At 60.6% G+C, this 20941-nt stretch carries 19 protein-coding genes and 1 pseudogene; 9 read left to right on the forward strand and 11 right to left on the reverse strand.

All coding sequences use genetic code 11. The annotated features are described in order from the left end of the window. Positions 1–22: 22 nt before the first annotated feature. A complete protein-coding gene (gene lsrR / locus CWM57_RS17370; RefSeq protein ID WP_100676263.1) occupies positions 23–994 on the reverse strand; it encodes a transcriptional regulator LsrR in 972 nt (323 codons plus the stop codon). Positions 995–1212: 218 nt separating this feature from the next. On the opposite strand from lsrR, the gene lsrA reads away from it, so the two are divergent. The 6 genes from lsrA to lsrG are packed head-to-tail and all read left to right on the forward strand — an operon-like array spanning position 1213 to position 6926. Continuing rightward, complete coding sequence (gene lsrA / locus CWM57_RS17375; protein WP_100676264.1) at positions 1213–2700, forward strand: autoinducer 2 ABC transporter ATP-binding protein LsrA; 1488 nt, start codon at positions 1213–1215, stop codon at positions 2698–2700. Further along, positions 2697–3731, forward strand: a complete 1035-nt coding sequence (gene lsrC / locus CWM57_RS17380; protein WP_100676265.1) for an autoinducer 2 ABC transporter permease LsrC — start codon at positions 2697–2699, stop codon at positions 3729–3731. The genes lsrA and lsrC overlap by 4 nt, the downstream gene beginning before the upstream one ends. Then, entirely contained in the window at positions 3732–4730 is a 999-nt protein-coding gene (gene lsrD, locus CWM57_RS17385; protein ID WP_100676266.1) for an autoinducer 2 ABC transporter permease LsrD, read from the forward strand. Positions 4731–4732: 2 nt separating this feature from the next. Continuing rightward, positions 4733–5734 carry an autoinducer 2 ABC transporter substrate-binding protein LsrB gene (gene lsrB / locus CWM57_RS17390; protein ID WP_074387537.1) on the forward strand — a complete coding sequence of 334 codons (1002 nt, stop codon included), beginning with the start codon at positions 4733–4735 and terminating at the stop codon, positions 5732–5734. A gap of 11 nt (positions 5735–5745) precedes the next feature. Then, entirely contained in the window at positions 5746–6633 is an 888-nt protein-coding gene (gene lsrF, locus CWM57_RS17395; protein ID WP_002917724.1) for a 3-hydroxy-5-phosphonooxypentane-2,4-dione thiolase, read from the forward strand. Beyond that, entirely contained in the window at positions 6630–6926 is a 297-nt protein-coding gene (lsrG, locus tag CWM57_RS17400; RefSeq protein WP_002917723.1) for a (4S)-4-hydroxy-5-phosphonooxypentane-2,3-dione isomerase, read from the forward strand. Before lsrF ends, lsrG begins: the two co-directional genes overlap by 4 nt. A 53-nt stretch (positions 6927–6979) precedes the next feature. Here lsrG and ygjG read toward each other — a convergent pair whose 3' ends face one another. Both ygjG and CWM57_RS17415 read right to left on the reverse strand, forming a co-directional pair. Then, positions 6980–8359, reverse strand: coding sequence for a putrescine aminotransferase (ygjG, locus tag CWM57_RS17405; protein ID WP_074387538.1), 1380 nt, complete (start codon positions 8357–8359; stop codon positions 6980–6982). 257 nt (positions 8360–8616) lie between these two features. Further along, complete coding sequence (locus tag CWM57_RS17415) at positions 8617–9171, reverse strand: PadR family transcriptional regulator (protein WP_004181384.1); 555 nt, start codon at positions 9169–9171, stop codon at positions 8617–8619. A gap of 237 nt (positions 9172–9408) precedes the next feature. Between CWM57_RS17415 and CWM57_RS17420 the strand changes: the two genes are divergently transcribed. Next, on the forward strand, positions 9409–10185 hold the full coding sequence (locus CWM57_RS17420) for a siderophore-interacting protein (protein WP_165784217.1): 777 nt from the start codon (positions 9409–9411) through the stop codon (positions 10183–10185). Between the two features lie 101 nt (positions 10186–10286). Here CWM57_RS17420 and CWM57_RS17425 read toward each other — a convergent pair whose 3' ends face one another. The 5 genes and pseudogenes from CWM57_RS17425 to CWM57_RS17450 form a co-directional block, all read right to left on the reverse strand. Continuing rightward, complete coding sequence (locus CWM57_RS17425; protein WP_100676267.1) at positions 10287–11936, reverse strand: glycerone kinase; 1650 nt, start codon at positions 11934–11936, stop codon at positions 10287–10289. A gap of 75 nt (positions 11937–12011) precedes the next feature. Beyond that, positions 12012–13433, reverse strand: a complete 1422-nt coding sequence (dhaM, locus tag CWM57_RS17430) for a dihydroxyacetone kinase phosphoryl donor subunit DhaM (protein WP_100676268.1) — start codon at positions 13431–13433, stop codon at positions 12012–12014. A gap of 10 nt (positions 13434–13443) precedes the next feature. Continuing rightward, positions 13444–14076, reverse strand: a complete 633-nt coding sequence (gene dhaL / locus CWM57_RS17435) for a dihydroxyacetone kinase subunit DhaL (RefSeq protein ID WP_032736444.1) — start codon at positions 14074–14076, stop codon at positions 13444–13446. Between the two features lie 10 nt (positions 14077–14086). Next, entirely contained in the window at positions 14087–15157 is a 1071-nt protein-coding gene (gene dhaK / locus CWM57_RS17440) for a dihydroxyacetone kinase subunit DhaK (protein ID WP_100676269.1), read from the reverse strand. Positions 15158–15312: 155 nt separating this feature from the next. Next, positions 15313–15518, reverse strand: a pseudogene (locus tag CWM57_RS17450) (hypothetical protein). A gap of 252 nt (positions 15519–15770) precedes the next feature. On the opposite strand from CWM57_RS17450, the gene CWM57_RS17455 reads away from it, so the two are divergent. Both CWM57_RS17455 and dhaR read left to right on the forward strand, forming a co-directional pair. Continuing rightward, positions 15771–16868 (forward strand): glycerol dehydrogenase, encoded by a 1098-nt coding sequence (locus tag CWM57_RS17455; protein ID WP_061153249.1) that lies wholly within the window; start codon positions 15771–15773, stop codon positions 16866–16868. A 101-nt stretch (positions 16869–16969) separates the two neighbouring features. Beyond that, positions 16970–18895, forward strand: coding sequence for a dihydroxyacetone kinase operon transcriptional regulator DhaR (gene dhaR, locus CWM57_RS17460; RefSeq protein ID WP_100631950.1), 1926 nt, complete (start codon positions 16970–16972; stop codon positions 18893–18895). Here dhaR and CWM57_RS17465 read toward each other — a convergent pair. From CWM57_RS17465 to dhaT, 3 genes are read right to left on the reverse strand one after another with little or no spacing between them, the layout of a single operon-like run. Then, positions 18873–19403, reverse strand: coding sequence for a cob(I)yrinic acid a,c-diamide adenosyltransferase (locus tag CWM57_RS17465; RefSeq protein ID WP_074387545.1), 531 nt, complete (start codon positions 19401–19403; stop codon positions 18873–18875). The genes dhaR and CWM57_RS17465 overlap by 23 nt on opposite strands. Then, complete coding sequence (locus CWM57_RS17470; RefSeq protein ID WP_061153252.1) at positions 19404–19757, reverse strand: glycerol dehydratase reactivase beta/small subunit family protein; 354 nt, start codon at positions 19755–19757, stop codon at positions 19404–19406. It lies immediately after the preceding gene. A 20-nt stretch (positions 19758–19777) separates the two neighbouring features. Next, a complete protein-coding gene (gene dhaT / locus CWM57_RS17475; protein ID WP_061153253.1) occupies positions 19778–20941 on the reverse strand; it encodes a 1,3-propanediol dehydrogenase in 1164 nt (387 codons plus the stop codon).

Below are 20941 nucleotides of genomic sequence, written 5' to 3' on the forward strand. Positions count from 1 at the left end.
GTTGTCGCGCGGCGTATGACCATCAGGAGGCCAGGGTAAGCACCGCGCGTGCTGTTGTCTCTTCCGTTACCAGGCCATTAATGCGCTTGCCAGTCAGAGCGGCATAAATCGCCTGCGCTTTTTCTTCTCCCCCGGCGACGCCGACGATGGTTGGCAGCTGCGCCAGTTCATCAAGGGTTACGCCAAGGAGTTCCCGATGGATCTCCAGTCCTTCAACCGGCCGGCCGTCGGCCTGCAGGAAATAACCTAAAATGTCGCCGACCGCGCCTTTGCGCGCGTACATCAGCTGTTCGCCTTCGCTGATATAGCCGGAGCGCAGAATGGTGGCGTCGCGCCGCTGATCGATGGCGCCAATGCCAACCACCGCCGCGTCCGCCGCCATCGCCGCCAGCATCACGTCGCGCACGCTCGACTCGCGGCGCAGGATCTCGGCGACCTCCGCCGAAGAGACCCGCAGCGGCGCCGGGATAATGCTGACGCTGCAGGCGGCATCCAGCTGGCCGATGCCGGTCATATACGGGCCGACGCCGCCGGAGAGGGTCACCAGCCGCACCTGCTGCGAGCCGATAAAGCCGCTGAGATGCTGCAGGCAGCTCATGGTGGCCTCACCGAAGCCGACCGCCAGCAATTGCCCCGGTTGCAGAATGCCCATCAGCGACTGCGCCGCGCCGATCCCCAGCCGGGTATTCATCGGCGGGGTATTGAGCGCCGGCAGCACGCGGGCAATCTTGAGGCCAAAGCGCTGCTGGAGTTCACTTTCCAGCGCCAGACAGCCCTCATAGCGCGAGTTGATCTGCACGCGGATCACCCCGGACTGGCGGCCTTTCTCCAGCAGACGGGAAATCTTCAGCCGCGGCAGCCCCAAACGCTCGCCGATGTCATTTTGCGTCAGGCCGTCGTGGTAGTAGCACCACGCCACCCGCGCCACCAGCTCTTCCTCGGCTAACGCCAGCCCGGCGTAGCGATTCTCTTCCGTAATGCGTTTTTCGCTCATAAATTGAACTCTTATAAAAATTTAGATCATATGTTCGCTATTGCGCGGTCGGAAAGTGTGAGCCGACTGGCAAAACGGATCTTTCATCGCTGGCGCCTTTTTTCCTGACGATCTAAAGCACCAAACTGTGATCTTCGCACGGTTGTAAATATAGTTCACCGTCTACGCTTTTGAACATTATTAAATTTAAAAATCATTTGTTCAAACGAGGCGCGACGATGAAGCCACTGCTTGAAGCTCGCCAGATTTGCAAACAGTTCTCTGGCGTTGCGGTGCTGAAGGGCATCGATTTCACGCTAGGCGCGGGCCAGGTGCATGCGCTGATGGGCGGCAACGGCGCGGGTAAATCAACGCTGATGAAGATCATCGCTGGCGTTGAAACGCCGGACGGCGGTGAACTGACGCTCGGCGACCGCGCGTTTGCGCGCCTCAACCCGGCGCTGGCTCATCAGTTAGGCATCTATCTGGTGCCGCAGGAGCCGATGCTGTTTCCCAACCTCAGCGTGCGCGAGAACATTCTTTTCCGCCTGCCGAAGCGGGCGGATACCGCCGCGCGGTTGCAGGACAAACTGCAGCAGCTGAACTGCCAGATCAACCTCGATGCCAGCGCCAGCACGCTCGAGGTGGCCGATCAACAGATGGTCGAGATCCTGCGTGGCCTGATGCGCGAGGCGCGGATCCTGATCCTGGATGAACCCACCGCCTCTTTAACGCCGGGTGAAACCGAGAGGTTGTTTCGCCAGATCCGCGCGTTACAGGCGCTGGACGTTGGGCTCGTCTTTATCTCTCACAAACTGCCCGAAATCCGCCAGCTTGCCAGCCATATTTCGGTGATGCGCGATGGCGCGGTGGTGCTGAGCGGCGAGACCGCGGCTTATCGCGATGAGCAACTGATTAACGCGATGACGCCGGCCAGCCGAGACCATGCGCTCAGCGACACGCAAAAGCTGTGGCTGGCGCTGCCGGGCAACCGCCGTACGCAACCGCAGGATTTTCCCGTGCTGCGAGTGGAGGATCTCACCGGAGAGGGCTTTATCGATCTCAATCTGGAGATCCGCGCCGGAGAGATCGTCGGTCTGGCCGGGCTGGTGGGATCTGGGCGCACCGAATTTGCCGAAACCTTATACGGCCTGCGTCCACCGCGCGCCGGGCGGATCTGGCTGGAGAATCGCGAGATCAGCCGCGACAGCACCCGCGCCAGGCTGGCCAGCGGGCTGGTCTATCTCCCGGAAGACCGCCAGGTCTCGGGGCTGTTTCTCGATGCGCCGGTGCGCTGGAACACGGTGATGTTCAATCAGCCGTCGTGGTGGCAGCAGGGGAAACGGGAGGCGGCGGTGGTTGAGCGCTATCACCGGGCGCTGGGGATCAAGCTGGCCGATGGCGATCAGCCGGTGCGAACCCTCTCTGGCGGTAACCAGCAGAAGGTGCTGCTGGCGCGCTGTCTGGAAGCTAATCCGTTGCTGCTGATTGTCGATGAGCCGACGCGCGGCGTGGATGTCTCCGCCCGCGCCGATATCTATCAACTACTCAAAAGCGTGGCCGCGCAAAATGTGGCAGTGCTGATGATCTCTTCCGATCTGGATGAGTTCGTTGGCCTGGCCGACCGGGTGCTGGTGATGCATCAGGGCCGCTACAGCGGCGAGCTGGCGCGGCAGGCGGTGACCGTCGATCGCATGATGACCCTGGCCTTCGGAGGGCAGGCATGAAAACGTTACTGAAGAATCGCGAACTGAGCGCCTTCTTTGCCATCGTGGCGCTATTTGTTGTGCTGGTGGCGCTCAATCCCGCCTATTTCAGCCTGCAGACCCTGGCGATGATTTTCGCCAGCTCGCAGATCCTCTGCCTGCTGGCATTGGGCGCGATGCTGGTGATGCTGACCCGCAATATTGATGTGTCGGTAGGCTCGACCGTTGGGCTGTGCGCCATCGCCGTCGGCGTGGCGCTGAACAACGGTTACGGGCTGGCGACGGCTATCGCCTTCGCGCTGGCGATTGGCGCGCTGGCCGGGGCGTTTAACGGCCTGCTGGTGGTGGGGCTGCGCATCCCGGCGATCGTCGCGACGCTCGGTACGCTGGGGTTGTATCGCGGGGTGATGTTGCTGTGGACCGGCGGGAAATGGATCGAAGGCTTGCCCGACAGCCTGAAATCGCTCTCGGAGCCGGCGTTTATCGGCGTGTCGCCGCTGGGCTGGCTGGTGCTGGCGCTACTGCTGGCGGGCGGCTGGCTGCTGTCGCGCACCGCCTTTGGTCGTGATTTTTACGCCGTTGGCGATAACCTCGCCGCCGCGCGTCAGCTTGGCGTGGCGGTCAACCGCACGCGGATGCTGGCTTTTACCCTCAACGGTATGCTGGCGGCCTGCGCCGGGATCGTCTTCGCCGCGCAGATTGGTTTTGTGCCTAATCAGACCGGCAGCGGCCTGGAGATGAAAGCCATCGCCGCCTGCGTACTGGGCGGGATCTCGTTGCTCGGCGGTACCGGCACGCTGCTCGGCGCGTTTCTCGGCGCCTTTTTCCTCACCCAAATCGACACCGTGCTGGTGCTGTTCCGCCTTCCCGCCTGGTGGAATGACTTTATCGCCGGCCTGGTGCTGCTTGGCGTGCTGGTGCTCGATGGCCGCCTGCGCCAGGCACTGGCCCGCCATCAGCGGGCACTGAAGTACAGCCGTTTCCAGCCCGGTAACAAAGGGGGCAAACAGATTGCCCGCTTTCCCGAACGCAAAAGCAAAGAGGTGGCTTAAATGAAGCTGAAGCTTAACTGGGAAAGCGCGCTGCTGGCGTTGCTGATCGCGGAGATCCTGCTGTTTGGCGCGCTGAATCCGCGCATGCTGGATCTCAATATGCTGCTCTTTAGCACCAGCGACTTTATCTGCATCGGTATCGTCGCGCTGCCGCTGACGCTGGTGATCATCAGCGGCGGGATCGATATTTCGCTGGGCTCGACCATCGGCCTGTGCGCCATCGCCCTCGGGGTGATGACCCAGGCGGGCTGGCCGCTGTGGCTGGCGGTATCGCTGACGTTGCTCTTGGGACTGCTGTGCGGGTTATGCAACGCCGCGCTGATCCACTACACCGGCATCAGCCCGCTGGTGATCACGCTCGGTACGCTGTATCTGTACGGCGGCGGCGCGCTGCTGCTTTCCGGGATGGCCGGCGCGACCGGTTACGAGGGGATTGGCGGCTTCCCCGATAGCTTCACCGCCTTCGCCAATTTAACTCTCGCCGGACTGCCGCTGCCGCTGGTGCTGTTCGCGATTATCACCTTTTTCTTCTGGCTGCTGGCCCATCGCGGGCGCTTTGGCCGCCATCTCTTTTTACTCGGGCAAAACCCGCGCGCCGCGCGCTATGCCGCGCTGTCGGTGAACGGCATCCCGTATGTGCTGTATGGCCTGGTCGGTATCGCCTCGGCGGTCGCGGCGTTGGTGATGGTCTCCTATTTCGGCTCGGCGCGTTCGGATCTGGGCCGCGACCTGCTGATGCCGGCGCTGACCGCGGCGGTACTCGGCGGGGCCAATATTTACGGCGGCTCGGGATCGATACTGGGTACCGCGCTGGCGGCATTGCTGGTGGGGTATCTGCAACAGGGTTTACAGATGGTCGGCATCCCCAACCAGGTGTCGAGCGCGCTGTCAGGGGCGCTGTTGGTTGTGGTGGTGATGGGGCGCTCGCTGAGCCTGCACCGTGAATGGGTGCGCGCGACCTGGCGGCGTCTTTTCTCGCATAAAACAATCGGAGCATAACAATGAAATTAAAACTGATCGTGCTGGCGCTGGCGATGAGCGTGGTTACCGCACAGGCGGCGGACCGCATCGCCTTTATTCCTAAGCTGGTCGGCGTCGGCTTCTTTACCAGCGGCGGCAACGGCGCGAAAGAGGCGGGGAAAGCGCTGGGCGTGGATGTCACCTATGACGGCCCCACCGAGCCCAGCGTCTCCGGCCAGGTGCAGCTTATCAACAACTTCGTCAACCAGGGCTACAACGCGATTATCGTCTCCGCCGTCTCGCCGGACGGCCTGTGCCCGGCGCTGAAGCGGGCGATGCAGCGCGGGGTGAAAGTCCTGACCTGGGATTCCGATACCAAGCCGGAGTGCCGCAGCATCTATATCAACCAGGGCACGCCGCAGCAGCTCGGCGGCCTGCTGGTCGAGATGGCGGAAAAACAGGTGACCAAACCTGCCGCCAAGGTCGCGTTTTTCTACTCCAGCCCGACGGTAACCGACCAGAACCAGTGGGTGAAGGAAGCCAAAGCCAAAATCGAAAAAGAGCATCCGCAGTGGCAAATCGTCACCACCCAGTTTGGCTATAACGATGCCACCAAATCGCTGCAAACCGCCGAGGGGATCTTAAAAGCGTATCCGGATCTCGACGCCATTATCGCGCCGGATGCCAATGCGCTGCCGGCGGCGGCGCAGGCGGCGGAGAACCTCAAGCGTCAGGGCGTGGCGATTGTCGGCTTTAGTACGCCGAACGTGATGCGCCCGTACGTTGAGCGCGGCACGGTGAAAGCGTTCGGCCTGTGGGATGTGGTTCAGCAGGGCAAAATTGCGGTTAACGTCGCCGATCGATTGCTGAAAAAGGGCGATCTAAACGTCGGCGACAGCGTTGAGGTGAAAGATATCGGCTCGCTGAAGGTCGAACCGAATAGCGTGCAGGGCTACCAGTATGAGGCGAAGGGCAACGGTATTGTGCTGCTGCCGGAGCGCGTGGTGTTCAGCAAAGAGAACATCAACAACTACGACTTCTGACGGAGGATGAGATGGCTGATTTAGACGACATCAAAGAGGGTAAGGACTTCGGTATCGACCGCCCGCAGCAGAACACGCTGTATACCCTGAAAGGCTGTGGTTCACTGGACTGGGGGATGCAGTCGCGGCTGGCGCGCATCTTTAATCCGCACAGCAACCGCACGGTGATGCTGGCCTTCGATCACGGCTACTTCCAGGGGCCAACCACCGGGCTGGAGCGTATCGACCTGTCGATTGCGCCGCTGTTTGCCGACACCGACGTGCTGATGTGCACCCGCGGCGTACTGCGCAGCCAGGTACCGGCGGCCACCAATAAGCCGGTGGTGCTCCGCGCCTCCGGCGGCAATTCGATTTTGAGCGAACTCTCCAACGAATGCGTGGCGGTGGCGATGGAAGACGCGCTGCGTCTCAACGTTTGCGCGGTGGCGGCGCAGGTCTATATCGGCAGCGAATACGAACATCAGTCGATCAATAACATCATCAAGCTGGTGGATGCCGGCAATCGCTACGGTATGCCGGTCCTGGCGGTCACCGGGGTTGGCAAAGAGATGACCCGCGACGCGCGCTACTTCTCGCTGGCCAGCCGGATTGCCGCCGAAATGGGGGCGCAGTTTGTGAAGACCTATTTCGTTGAGGAAGGCTTTGAAAAAGTGACCGCCAGCTGTCCGGTACCGATCGTTATCGCCGGCGGTAAAAAGCTGCCGGAGCACGAGGCGCTGGAGATGTGCTGGCGGGCGATCGATCAGGGGGCGTCCGGGGTGGATATGGGGCGCAATATCTTCCAGTCCAGCGCCCCGCGCGCGATGCTGAAGGCGGTGAAAAAGGTGGTGCATGAGAATCTGAACGCGCGCGAAGCGTATCAGTTCTGGCAGGAAGAAAAACAGGGAGAGCTGAAATGAACGTCACGCTGGTGGAGATCAATATTAAACCCGAGCGGGTGGATGAGTTTCTCGAGGTGTTTCGCGCCAACCACGAAGGCGCGCTGCAGGAGCCGGGTAACCTGCGCTTTGATGTCCTGCAGGATCCCGAGGTGAAAACCCGCTTTTTTATCTACGAAGCCTATAAAGACGATGAGGCGGTGCTGGCGCATAAGAAGACGCCGCACTATTTAGCCTGCGTCGAAAAGCTGGAGGAGATGATGTCGCAGCCGCGGCAGAAGCGCAGCTTTATCGGCCTGTTACCGCAGGTGTGAGGGTATTCATTCACCCTCCCCCTCTCTCTGAGAGAGAGGGGGAGGGGCACTTATTACGCTTCTTCAACCGAGACGCGCAGGGCCGCCAGCGCCTTACGCGCCGCTTTCAGCACCTGCTCACACTGCTCCAGGGTGAGGGTCAGCGGCGGTTCAACGCGGATCGTCTTGGCGTTGTTTAACGTCCCGGCGACCAGCACCCGCTGTCTGAACATCTCGCTGGCAAAGTCGTAGCCAATCTCGTTATCGACAAACTCGATGGCCATCAGCATGCCTTTCCCGCGCACTTCATTCACCAGGTCCGGATACTCCTGCGCCAGCAGGCGGAACCCGTCCAGCAGCATATCGCCTTTCTGCGCCGCCTGCGCCGGCAGGTTTTGCGTCAACAGCACGTTGATCGTCGCCAGCGCCGCCGCACAGGCCAGCGGGTTGCCGCCGAAGGTGGTGGTGTGCAGGAACGGGTTGTCGAACAGCACCGAGAAGACCTCTTCCGTCGCCACCGTCGCGCCGATCGGCATCACACCGCCGCCGAGCGCTTTCGCCAGACACAGAATGTCGGGTTGAACGTTCTCATGCTCGCAGGCGAACATCTTGCCGGTGCGGCCCATGCCGGTCTGCACTTCGTCGAGGATCAGCAGGGCGCCAAACTCGTCGCACAGCTTACGCACCGCCGGCAAATACCCCTGCGGTGGGAGGATCACGCCCCCTTCGCCCTGAATCGGCTCGAGGATCACCGCCGCGACATCATCACCGGTTTTCTTGCACTCGCTAAGAATGGAGCGCATGGCGTTGATATCACCGAACGGCACGTGGCGGAAACCCGGCAGCAACGGCATAAAGGGTTTGCGGAAGGTCGATTTCGCAGTGGCAGACAGCGCGCCCAGCGATTTACCGTGGAAGGCGCCGCTGGTGGCGATGAAGGTAAATTTACCGCGCGGCGACTGATAGGCTTTCGCCAGCTTGATGGCCGCCTCTACCGATTCGGTACCGCTGTTGCAGAAGAAACTGTACTTTAGTTTGCCGGGCGTTAAGGCCGCCAGGGTTTTCGCCAGCATCGCGCGTAGCGGATCCAGCAGTTCCTGACTGTGAAGCGGTTGTTTCGCGAGTTGATTCTCGACGGCGGATACCACAACTGGATTACGGTGCCCTACATTGAAGATGCCAAACCCACCAAGGCAGTCGATAAATTCCTGTCCCTGGGTGTCGACAAGCGTATTTAACCCTCCCGCTTGCCACTCTACGGCTCCGTAATCCCCGCCGGCTGTGACCGATTTTCGATACTCTAAAAACCCCGGATTCACATGCTCTTTAAAGTATTCCCTGACCTCCTGGTTAAGTGCTTTCATTTCCTCATGATCAAGCGTGCGCTTTTCAATGAGATTCAGTGCGTGTGCGCTGCAGGCCAGAGCCGATGCGCTGGAAGGTAACCTGTTCAAAATGTGCTCCTGGGGCGGACGTATCACACGATACTGGATTAAGTATTGCAGGGATTACGCCAGTTCGGCAGAAGCGGTGAAAATCGGGATAAATGCAAGGTAAAAGACGAAATGTGTAAAATTTAATCTCATTGCGCCACTATTGGCACGTTTTATTCCTGAGCCGACAAGATTTTCTGCCTTGCTGCGGTGAGCGGGGCGATCCGCCGTGGTGCGGGCTGCCCTGGCACGGGGCAGCCGGTGGTGAAAAAAGAGGCTTAGTCGAGCTGAGAGATCTCCATCGCCGCCCGGTCGATAATGCCGATGATCTGCTTGAGCTGGGCGGCACTGCTGGCCTGCTGGTTCACTTTCAGGTCGAGGACCGCTTTGAAGTTTTCCAGCGCGCGCTTCATCTGCGGATCTCTTCGCAACTCACAGCCGACCATCCGGGCCTGCAGGCGCTCCTGGATATGGGCCAGATGCTCCTGGTTCTCCGCGTGCAGCTGTTTTCCCTCCTCGCTGATGACGATTTTTTTGCGTCCGTTGTCGTCTTCCACGCTGATAAGGCCCTGGTCCTGGAGCAGATCCAGCGTCGGGTAGATCACTCCCGGGCTGGGGCTGTAGTTCCCCTGGGTAAGCGTTTCGATCTCTTTGATCAGCTCATAGCCGTGGCTGGCGCTGCGGCTGAGGATGTCCAGAATGATCAACCGTAGCTCGCCGTGGCCAAAGAAACGCTGGCGACGTCCGCCGCCGCGGCGGCCATGGTCGCCGTGTTCGCTGGGGTCACCGTGGCGCCCGCGTGGCCCACGCCCTTCTTCATGATGATGTCGCATGGTTACCTCCTGCTGTTTTTGATATATCTAATTTATATCTAAAAAATGAATGTTCGCAATGCTGGTTGCTATTTATTTTTTAATATATTGATATATATGTAATTATTTTATGGTTGTGGATTTTGATGCGGTTTGTTTTGACTATATCAAAAAAAGACTTGCATTGTTTTTAGTTGGCAATCATTATCATTTGCATCAAGTTTAGATATATCTATTTACCGTTCACGAAGGCAATCGATGATGACAAAAACAAAAGCAGACAAGTACCCGCAGCGTGTCCGCAATGAGCTGCGTTTCCGTGAGCTGACGGTCCTGCGTGTGGAGCGCGTTGGCGCGGCGTTCCAGCGCATCGTGCTGGGAGGCGAGGCGCTGGAAGGCTTCGCTTCCCGCGGCTTTGACGATCATACCAAGCTTTTCTTCCCGGAGCCGGGCGCGGCATTTGCCCCGCCGCAGGTGACCGAGGAGGGGATTGACTGGGGCGAGGGCGTGCGGCCAGCCACCCGCGACTATACGCCGCTGTACGATGCCGAACGTCACGAGCTGGCTTACGATTTCTATATCCACGATGGCGGAATTGCCAGCCGTTGGGCGCTGGAAGCAAAAGTGGGCGATAAGCTGGTGATCGGCGGGCCGCGCGGCTCGCTGGTGGTGCCGGAAGATTATGCCTGGCAACTGTATGTCTGCGATGAGTCCGGCATGCCGGCGCTGCGTCGTCGTCTGCTGGGATTACGCCAGCTGCCGGTGACGCCGCAGGTGACAGCCATCGTCACAATCGCCGATGCGTCATTTAAAGATTATCTGGCGGATCTCGACGGCTTTAACATCGAGTGGGTGGTGGGCCACAATCCGGCGTTCGTTGCCGAGCGTCTGGCGCAGGTTAAGGTGCCGGCGGAGGATTATTTCATCTGGCTGACCGGCGAAGGCGCGGTGGTGAAATCGCTGCTGGCACGCTTTGAAGACGAGAGTATCGATCAGCAACTGGTGCGTTCGCAGGCGTACTGGCACAGCAAGTAAACAGCAGTCGTGGTAAAACCCGGATAGCGGCTTGCGCCTTATCCGGGCTACGGTTGGCGCCGATTTGTAGCCCCGGTAAGCACAGCGCCACCGGGGAAGGCTTATCGTTCCGCCAGGGCCTTAAACACCATCGCTACCGCATGGGCGCCGGGGTCCATGTTGCCGAGCAGGCTATCGCTGTTGAGATAGGACGCTCGTCCGGCGCCAGCTTTGCCCGACTGGCAGGTGCGATCCGCGCCGGCCTGCGCCGCGGCAAAAGCGGCCTGCAGATTATCCGGTTCGGCGAGCAGCGCCGCCAGCGCCGGCTGCAGAGCGTCGATCATCGTCCGGTCTCCCTCATCGGCTCCGCCGTAAAACTTCATCTGCTCCAGGCCGGCGTTCAGCGCCTCGGCCACGCTGGCGCCTTGCCCCAGCTTCTGCCCGGCAGCGGTGAAGAAGATCGACATCAATACCCCGCTGGAGCCGCCCATCACCACCGTCAGGCGTTCGCCGATCAGCGCGAACAGCGTTGGCAGATCGTTTAGCGGCAACTGCTGGCGCTGCAGCAGGTCGGCAATCTCACGCGCCCCGGCGGCGAAGGTGGAGCCGGTATCGCCGTCGCCCACTTTGGCGTCCAGCGCGTTGAGATGGGCTTCAAGGCCGGAGAGGGTGCTGGTCACCTGCGCGACGTAATCGCCCACCTGCGGGTTGGTTGAGGGCGTAAAGTCGACGCGCGCGCTGGCGAGAGTGGACGGCATGATGTTAACTGCCCGCGGCTGCACCGGCTTCTGCCAGCTGGCGGTTTCCACATCCGACAGCAGGGCTTTCTCAATACTCTCTTCCAGCACGATGGTGGTCAGCGAGAAGCCTTTCATATCCAGCGCTGTCACCAGCGAGGCCGGGCCTATCAGCCAGTCAACGCGCGCCTGCAGCGGGGTGTTGGCCAGCTCGCGGGTGAGGATCGCCATCTCAGCCACCGACACGCCGCCGAGGTTATTAAGCATCACCGCCAGGCGGCCGGTTTCCGGCAGGGCGTCAGTCAGTTTTTCCACCATCAGGTTGACGATTTCCGCGCTGTTATGCGTGGCGATGGTTGAGGCCCCGGGCTCACCGTGGATGCCCATTCCCAGCTCGGCGTGACCGGCCTGATGGCGCGGCGCGCTTTCCGCTTCCTGCGGCAGATGACAGCTGGCCAGCGCCACCCCGATACTGGCGGTATGGTTGGCGGCATATTGCGCTTCACGCAGAACGGTGGCGAGGTTGAAGCCGCGCTCGGCGAAATAGCCCGCCACTTTATGTACCAGAATGGTCCCGGCGATGCCGCGCGGCTGTTTGTTATCCGGCAGCGAAATGTCGTCGCCAACGATCAGCATTTCAACGTTATAGCCGAGTCGGCGCGCTTTCTCCGCCGCCAGACCGAAGTTAAGCCGGTCACCGGTGTAGTTTTTGACGATCAGCAGGCAACCTGCCTCACCGGTCACCGCCTGAATGGCGGTAAGCACCGCGTCGACGCTCGGTGAGGCGAACAGATCGCCGCAGACTGCAGCGGTCAGCATGCCTTTACCAATAAAGCCGACGTGCGCCGGTTCATGGCCGGCGCCGCCGCCGGAGATCACCGCTACGTTGTTTTTATTCAGGTCGCGACGGACCACTACCCGGATCGCCGGGTCGCTCTCCAGCCGGGCGAGGTTATTCCACGGGCTGGCGATAATGGTTCCCTCAATCACATCGTTGACGAGGCTGGCGCGCTGGTTAAAAAAGAATTGAGACATAGTGGTTCCTGAAGAATAAGCGAAAACTCACCCTCCGGAGGCAGGCCTCCGGAGCGGTAACGGTCAACGTGAATTTTAGTCACGGATAAGGCGTTGGTTACGCATATCGAGCGCGATGGCTTCGCCAGGCTGAATATCATTCAGCGCCTCGCCCTGCAGGCACAGCCAGGCGATCCCCGCGGCGCGGGCGATAATCGCGCCGTGGGCCTGTTCGCTGCCGTCGCGCAGGCACAGGCCTTTGACGAGGCTGGCATCCAGCTGTAAGACGGTCGATGGATAAATGTTGTCGGCAATAATAATCGTCGGCTCGCCGGGCGTCGGCAGCGTCTCCTGAATACCCTGCAGATGGCGCAGGGTGCGCTGCAGAATATCTTCGATATCGATGTAGCGCGCCTGCAGATAGGGGTCTTCCAGCTGGCGGTACTGGTGGCTGATCTCCATCAGCACCTGATGCCACGCCCATTCCGCCGAGCATTGTTCGGTGAGCAGACGATCGTTGGCGGCATCAAACAGATCGTCATCATCGAGCAGAGTGTGGTGCCCGGCGAAGATCGCCGCGATGTCGGCGTTCAATTTATTTTCTGCCAGCTCGGTCAGGGCGGTGAGATCCGCCAGCGTCTGGTCAATGGCCCGGCGCAGGCGCTGCTGTTCGCGGGCGACATCGGCGGCAGCCGGGCTGACTGGCTGGATCAGGGCCAGCGGATAGCGCAGCGCAACGCCTTCGACGCGCTCGGGCGTTGCCGGAGCCGCTGCCGGTTGCCCCGCAGGTGATTCACCGAAGTTATCGGCGGCCAGCGCCTGAAACGCCGCCAGCGCCGCGTCGGCATCCGGACCGCGGGCCAGCAGCCGCAGTTTATCGTTGCGGCGTACCTGCAATAGCGCGATTTGGTTGAGGCTGTCCGGTTTGACGCACTTCCCGTTTTTCTCCAGCAGCAGATCGGCATTAAAACCCGCCAGCGCGGCGACCAGCTTCGACGCCGGTCGCACGTGCAGGCCGTTGTGGTTCTGAATGATCACCGCAAGCGATTTGCGGTCGCCGTCGTCGGCAAGCGTCGGCGTTGGCGCGGCGTCAGGGGTTGGCGAAGGTAAACCCAGTTGGATCCGCTTGGCTTCCAGAGCGCTCATGGCATCGGCGATCACCTTGTCGATCCCGGCGCCGGAGGCGGCGCTGACGGTGGCCGCCAGCGTCCCTTCCACCAGCGGCGCGGCGCACAGCCGCACCTTCGCGGCAATCGCCGGATCGAGCAGATCGAGGGCGGTTTCGGCGCTGAGCAACGCGCTGCCGATATCCATCATCACCAGCACGTGATCGGTATCGGCGACGGATTCAATCGCTTCCATGACTTTTATTGGATCGGTGCCGATCGGGCTGTCGGGGTCGTCGATCCCGGCGGCGATCGCCAGCTTGCAGTCATCGTTCATTAACATCTGCCGGGCCAGTTCTCCGACACCTTCGCCCAGCCGGGCGCTATGAGAAACAATAACCAGGTTTACCATCGCGATTTCCTTACTCTTTGGCGGCGGCGGCCAGCATCTGAACCATAAACAGCACCGAGGTTGCGCCGGGATCCTGATGTCCGATGCTGCGCTCGCCGAGATAGCTGGCGCGGCCTTTACGTGCCTGCATAGTGATGGTGGCGTGGGCGGCGCGCTCGGCCACTTCGCAGGCGGCATCCAGCGCGGCGGCGATCGACAGGTGCTGCTCGCTGGACTGGCGCAGGGAGTCCGCCACCGGTAGCCAGACGTCGCACATGGTTTTATCCCCTGGCTCCGCTTTGCCGCGGTTGACCACCCCGTCCGCGCCTTCGCGGATCATCAGGTACAGTTCGTCGAGGGTCAGGCTTTGGTGGGCCTGGGTGACCTGCGCGGCGCGAATAAAGAAGGTGCCGAACAGCGGGCCGCTGGCGCCGCCAACGTTGGAGAGCAGCGTCATACCGGTATTTTTGAGAATAAAGCCGATGTCTTTATCCGCGATCGACGGCAGCTTTTCCACCACCTTGCTGAAGCCGCGGTGCATATTGAGGCCGTGGTCGGCATCGCCGATCTCTTTATCGAGGCCGGTGAGAAAGTCGCTCTGTTTGGTGAAGATATCGCCGCAGCGGTACAGCCAGTCGACGATTTGCGTTCTGTTCAGTGACATGGTGTGCTCCTTAGTTTCCCCAGTTCAGCGCCGGGGTATGAACCGGGGCGTCCCATAGCGCCAGCGTCTCATCATCCACTTTCAGCAGAGTGATGGAGAAGCCCGACATATCCAGCGAGGTACAGTAGCTGCCGATGAGGTTGCGTTCGATGATGATGCCGGATGCTTCGCAGCGCTGGGCGAGGCGGTGATACACGCCATACAGTTCAGAAAGCGGGGTGGCGCCGAGGTTATTGACCAGCGCGATAACCCGGTCGCCGTTTTGCAGCGCAGTTTTGCTCTGCTTCACTTCCTGCCACGCGCCCTTGACGGTATCCCACTGGCGCAGCGTGCGGCTGTAGGCGCCGTTTTCCAGCAGGGTATCGAACATCTCATCGACGGTTTGGTCCAGCGAGCTGAAGCGGCGGCGGTCGATGCCCGGCTCGCCGTGAATGCCGACGCCAAACTCCATCTCGTCATCTTTCAGCGTAAAGGAGGGCTGCCCGGCGGCGGGTACAGTGCAGGCGCCGAGGGCGATACCAATCGAGTGGCCGAGATTGTTCAGGCGGCGGCCCAGTTCAGCACAGGCTTCCAGCGAGTCGCCGCGCTCGGCGGCGGCGCCGACCAGTTTTTCGATCAACACGGTATTGGCAACGCCGCGGCGACCGGCGGTATAGAGGCTGTCTTTCACCGCCACGTCGTCGTCGACCACTACGGTGGTGACTTTAATGCCGCTCTCATGCAGCAGCTCGGTGGCGGTTTCGAAGTTCAGGATGTCGCCGGTGTAGTTTTTGATAATCAGCAGAACGCCTTCGCCGCCGTCAATTTGCATCGCGCATTCGAACATTTTGTCCGGCGTCGGCGAGGTGAAGATTTCCCCCGGGCAGGCGCCAGAGAGCATCCCCTGGCCGATGTAGCCGCAGTGCATCGGCTCATGGCCGCTGCCGCCGCCGGAGAGCAGGGCAACCTTGCCGGCCACCGGCGCGTCGGCGCGGGTGACATACAGCGGGTCCTGATGCAGGGTCAATTGCGGATGGGCTTTAGCCAGCCCCTGTAATTGTTCATTCAGTACATCTTCAACACGGTTAATCAGCTTTTTCATTATTCAGTGCTCCGTTGGAGAAGGTTCGATGCAGCCTCTCTGCTGACGGAGGCGGTCATCGTGTAGGGGTATCGTCTGACGGTGCAGCGTGCCTGGCGATATGATGATTCTGGCTGAGCGGGCGAAAAAAAGAATGCCCCTGCGATTAGGTTCCATTACGAAACATTGCTTCCTGGTTTTGTTTCTTTATGGAACGTTTTTGCTGAGGAAACGATGAAAATGCGAGCTGGCGCGCTTTTTTTCTCCTGCCATAGGCGCCGGTCAGGGGGGGGCTGACGAAGCGGGTGGGAAAAAATTTTTTGCTGATTTTCATCCGACAGTGGGAGAAAAGACGGCCGAAAAAGGGGGATGGTAAGGGCATTATGCGGCAGAGGAGCGGATCGCGATCGCAATCCTGACGGAGAGTAGGGTTTTTTGTTCCAATATGAAACGTAAAAATTTAAGCTGTGTTTCATATCAGAACAAAAAGGTGAAAGATTTTTTTGTTCCCTGCCGGCCCTACAGTGATCGCACTGCTCCGGTACCGTTCCATTCAGGCCGCGTTTTACCGGCCGGCGCGGATAACGCCAGGGCTCATCATGTCTACATGCGCACTTATTTGAGGGTGAAAGGAATGCTAAAAGTTATTCAATCTCCAGCCAAATATCTTCAGGGTCCTGATGCTGCTGTCCTGTTCGGTCAATATGCCAAAAACCTGGCGGAGAGCTTCTTCGTCATCGCCGACGACTTCGTGATGAAGCTGGCGGGGGAGAAAGTGGTGAATGGCCTGCAGAGTCACGATATTCGCTGCCATGCGGAACGGTTTAACGGCGAATGCAGCCATGCGGAAATTAACCGGCTGATGGCGATTTTGCAAAAACAGGGCTGCCGCGGCGTGGTCGGCATCGGCGGCGGTAAAACCCTCGATACCGCGAAGGCGATCGGTTATTACCAGAAGCTGCCGGTGGTGGTGATCCCGACCATCGCCTCAACCGATGCGCCGACCAGCGCGCTGTCAGTGATCTACACCGAAGCGGGCGAGTTTGAAGAATATCTGATCTATCCGAAAAACCCGGATATGGTGGTGATGGACACGGCGATTATTGCCAAAGCGCCGGTGCGTCTGCTGGTCTCCGGCATGGGCGATGCGCTCTCCACCTGGTTTGAGGCCAAGGCCTGCTACGATGCGCGCGCCACCAGCATGGCCGGGGGGCAGTCCACCGAGGCGGCGCTGAGCCTCGCCCGCCTGTGCTATGATACGCTGCTGGCAGAGGGCGAAAAGGCGCGTCTGGCGGCACAGGCCGGGGTGGTGACCGAAGCGCTGGAGCGCATCATCGAGGCGAACACCTACCTCAGCGGCATTGGTTTTGAAAGCAGCGGCCTCGCCGCCGCCCATGCGATCCACAATGGCTTCACTATCCTCGAAGAGTGCCATCACCTGTATCACGGTGAGAAAGTGGCCTTCGGTACCCTGGCGCAGCTGGTGCTGCAGAACAGCCCGCTGGACGAGATTGAAACCGTGCTGGGCTTCTGTCAGCGCGTTGGTCTGCCGGTGACGCTCGCGCAGATGGGTGTCAAAGAGGGGATCGACGCGAAAATCGCCGCGGTGGCGAAAGCCACCTGCGCGGAAGGGGAAACCATTCACAATATGCCGTTTGCAGTGACCCCGGAGAGCGTTCACGCCGCTATCCTCACCGCCGATCTGTTAGGCCAGCAGTGGCTGGCGCGTTAATTCGCTGTGACTAAACCGCTGGCGCAGGTCAGCGGTTTTTCTTTCTCCCCTCTGGCAGTTGCTGCCGGAGGGGTTCTCTATGGTAAAACGCGGAAAAGGATATGACTGTTCAGACTCAGGATACCGGGAAGGCGGTCTCTTCCGTCATCGCCCAGTCATGGCATCGCTGCAGCAAGTTTATGCAGCGCGAAACCTGGCAAACGCCGCACCAGGCCCAGGGCCTGACCTTCGACTCGATCTGTCGGCGTAAAACTGCGCTGCTGACCATTGGTCAGGCGGCGCTGGAGGACGCCTGGGAGTTTATGGACGGCCGTCCCTGCGCGCTGTTTATTCTTGATGAGTCCGCCTGCATCCTGAGTCGCTGCGGTGAACCGCAAACCCTGGCGCAGCTGGCTGAACTGGGATTTCGCGACGGCAGCTACTGCGCGGAGAGCATTATCGGCAGCTGCGCGCTGTCACTGGCCGCGATGCAGGGGCAGCCGATTAACACCGCCGGCGATCAGCATTTTAAGCAGGCGCTGCAGCCGTGGAGTTTCTGTTCGACGCCGGTGTTTGATAACCACGGGCGGTTGTTCGGCTCCATCTCCCTCGGCTGCCTGGTGGAGCAGCAGTCCAGCGCCGACCTCTCCCTGACGCTGGCCATCGCCCGCGAAGTGGGGAATTCCCTGCTCACCGACAGCCTGCTGGCGGAGTCCAACCGCCACCTCAATCAGATGTATGGCCTGCTGGAGAGCATGGACGATGGCGTGATGGCGTGGAACGAGCAGGGCGTCCTGCAGTTTCTCAATGTTCAGGCGGCAAGACTGCTGCATCTTGATACCCAGGCCAGCCAGGGAAAAAATATCGCCGATCTGGTGACCCTCCCGGCGCTGTTGCGCCGCGCCATCAAGCACGCCCGCGGCCTGAATCACGTTGAAGTCACTTTCGAAAGCCAGCATCAGTTTGTCGACGCGGTGATCACCTTAAAACCGATTGTCGAAGCACAAGGCAACAGCTTTATCCTGCTCCTGCACCCGGTGGAGCAGATGCGACAGCTGATGACCAGCCAGCTGGGTAAAGTCAGCCACACCTTTGAGCAGATGTCAGCCGACGATCCGGAAACCCGGCGCCTGATCCACTTTGGCCGTCAGGCGGCGCGCGGCGGCTTCCCGGTGCTGCTATGCGGCGAAGAGGGGGTTGGGAAAGAGCTGCTGAGCCAGGCCATCCACAATGAAAGCGAACGGGCGGGCGGCCCTTATATCGCCGTCAACTGCCAGCTGTATGCCGACAGCGTGCTGGGCCAGGACTTTATGGGCAGCGCCCCCACTGACGATGAGAATGGCCGCCTGAGCCGGCTTGAGCTGGCCAACGGCGGCACCCTGTTTCTGGAAAAGATTGAGTATCTGGCGCCGGAGCTGCAGTCGGCCCTGCTGCAGGTGATTAAGCAGGGGGTGCTCACTCGCCTCGACGCCCGGCGCCTGATCCCGGTGGATGTGAAGGTGATTGCCACCACCACCGTCGATCTGGCCAACCTGGTGGAACAGAACCGCTTTAGCCGCCAGCTGTACTATGCGCTGCACTCGTTCGAGATAGTCATCCCGCCGCTGCGCGCCCGGCGCAACAGTATCCCGTCGCTGGTGCATAACCGGCTGAAAAGCCTGGAGAAGCGTTTCTCTTCGCGGCTGAAAGTAGACGATGACGCGCTGGCGCAGCTGGTGGCCTACTCGTGGCCGGGGAATGATTTTGAACTCAACAGCGTCATTGAAAACATCGCCATCAGCAGCGATAACGGCCACATTCGCCTGAGTAATCTGCCGGAATATCTCTTTTCCGAGCGGCCGGGCGGGGATAGCGCGTCATCGCTGCTGCCGGCCAGCCTGACCTTTAGCGCCATCGAAAAGGAAGCCATCATTCACGCCGCCCGGGTGACCAGCGGGCGGGTGCAGGAGATGTCGCAGCTGCTCAATATCGGCCGCACTACCCTGTGGCGCAAAATGAAGCAGTACGATATTGACGCCAGCCAGTTCAAGCGCAAGCATCAGGCCTAGTCTCCTCGATACGCGCCATAGAGAACAGGGCATCCGACAGACGATTGCTGTAGCGTTTGAGCGCGTCGCGCAGCGGATGCGAGCGGTCCATGGCCATCAGCAAGCGTTCGAGCCGACGGGCCACCGTGCGCGCCACGTGCAGCTGGGCGGAGGCGAGATTCTTCCCCGGGATCACAAACTGTTTTAACGGGCCGCTCTCGGCCATATTGCGGTCGATAAGCCGCTCCAGGGCGGTGATCTCCTCTTCGCCGATCGTCTGGCTCAGGCGGGCCAGGCCCCGCTCATCGCTGGCCAGTTCAGCCCCCAGCACGAACAGCGTCTCCTGAATCTGATGCAGGCTTTCCCGCAGCCCGGCGTCGCGGGTCGTGGCGTAGCAGACGCCCAGCTGGGATATCAGTTCATCGACGGTACCGTAAGCTTCGACGCGAATATGGTTTTTCTCGATGCGGCTGCCGCCGTACAGGGCGGTGGTGCCTTTATCCCCGGTGCGGGTATAGATACGGTACATTCAGTTTCTCTCACTTAACGGTAGAACTTTTACCAGCTGCCCGGCGTTGGCGCCGAGCGTACGCAGATGATCGCCGCTATCGGTGATGTGCCCGGTGGCCAGCGGCGCGTCCGCGGGCAATTGGGCATGGGTTAGGGCTATCTCGCCGGACGCGCTGAGCCCGATGCCTACCCGCAGGGGCGAGCTTCTGGCCGCCAGCGCGCTCAGCGTACCGGCGTCACCGCCTCCGTCATAGGTTATGGTCTGGCAGGGGACCCCCTGCTCCTCCAGCCCCCAGCACAGCTCATTGATGGCGCCGGCATGGTGCCCGCGCGGATCGTAAAACAGGCGTACGCCTGGCGGTGAAAGCGTCATGACGGTCCCCTCGTTAACCCTTAGAAGGCCTGGCGGAAAATCGCGGCAATCTCCTGCTCGTTGCCTTTACGCGGGTTCGAGAACGCGTTGCCGTCTTTCAGGGCCATCTCCGCCATGTACGGGAAGTCGGCCTCTTTTACCCCCAGATCGCGCAGATGCTGCGGAATACCGATATCCATCGACAGACGCGTGATAGCGGCGATCGCTTTTTCCGCCGCGTCGAGGGTGGACAGTCCGGCTATGTTTTCGCCCATCAGTTCAGCGATATCAGCGAATTTTTCCGGGTTGGCGATCAGGTTATAGCGCGCCACGTGCGGCAGCAGGACGGCGTTGGCCACGCCGTGCGGCATGTCGTACAGCCCGCCCAGCTGGTGCGCCATGGCGTGCACGTAGCCGAGGTTGGCGTTATTGAAGGCCATCCCGGCCAGCAGAGAGGCGTAGGCCATATTTTCCCGTGCCTGAAGGTTGCTACCGAGGGCCACGGCCTGGCGCAGATTGCGGGCGATGAGGCGGATCGCCTGCATGGCGGCGGCGTCAGTGACCGGGTTGGCGTCTTTGGAGATATAGGCCTCTACGGCGTGGGTCAGGGCATCCATCCCGGTCGCCGCGGTCAGGGCGGCCGGTTTGCCGATCATTAGCAGCGGATCGTTGATGGAGACCGACGGCAGGTTGCGCCAGCTGACGATCACAAACTTCACTTTGGTTTGGGTGTTGGTCAGGACGCAGTGGCGGGTGACCTCGCTGGCGGTGCCGGCGGTGGTGTTGACCGCGACGATGGGCGGCAGCGGGTTGGTCAGGGTCTCGATTCCGGCATACTGGTACAGATCGCCCTCATGGGTGGCGGCGATGCCGATGCCTTTGCCGCAGTCGTGCGGGCTGCCGCCGCCCACAGTAACGATGATGTCGCACTGTTCGCGGCGAAATACGGCGAGGCCGTCACGCACGTTGGTGTCTTTTGGGTTGGGCTCGACGCCGTCAAAGATCGCCACCTCTATACCGGCCTCCCGCAGATAATGCAGGGTTTTATCCACCGCGCCATCTTTAATTGCCCGCAGGCCTTTGTCGGTGACCAGCAGGGCTTTTTTCCCCCCCAGCAGCTGGCAGCGTTCGCCGACCACGGAAATAGCGTTGGGGCCGAAAAAATTAACGTTTGGCACCAGATAATCAAACATACGATAGCTCAT

Source organism: Klebsiella sp. G-Nf4, from assembly GCF_002810615.1.
GTDB classification, from domain to species: domain Bacteria; phylum Pseudomonadota; class Gammaproteobacteria; order Enterobacterales; family Enterobacteriaceae; genus Klebsiella; species Klebsiella variicola.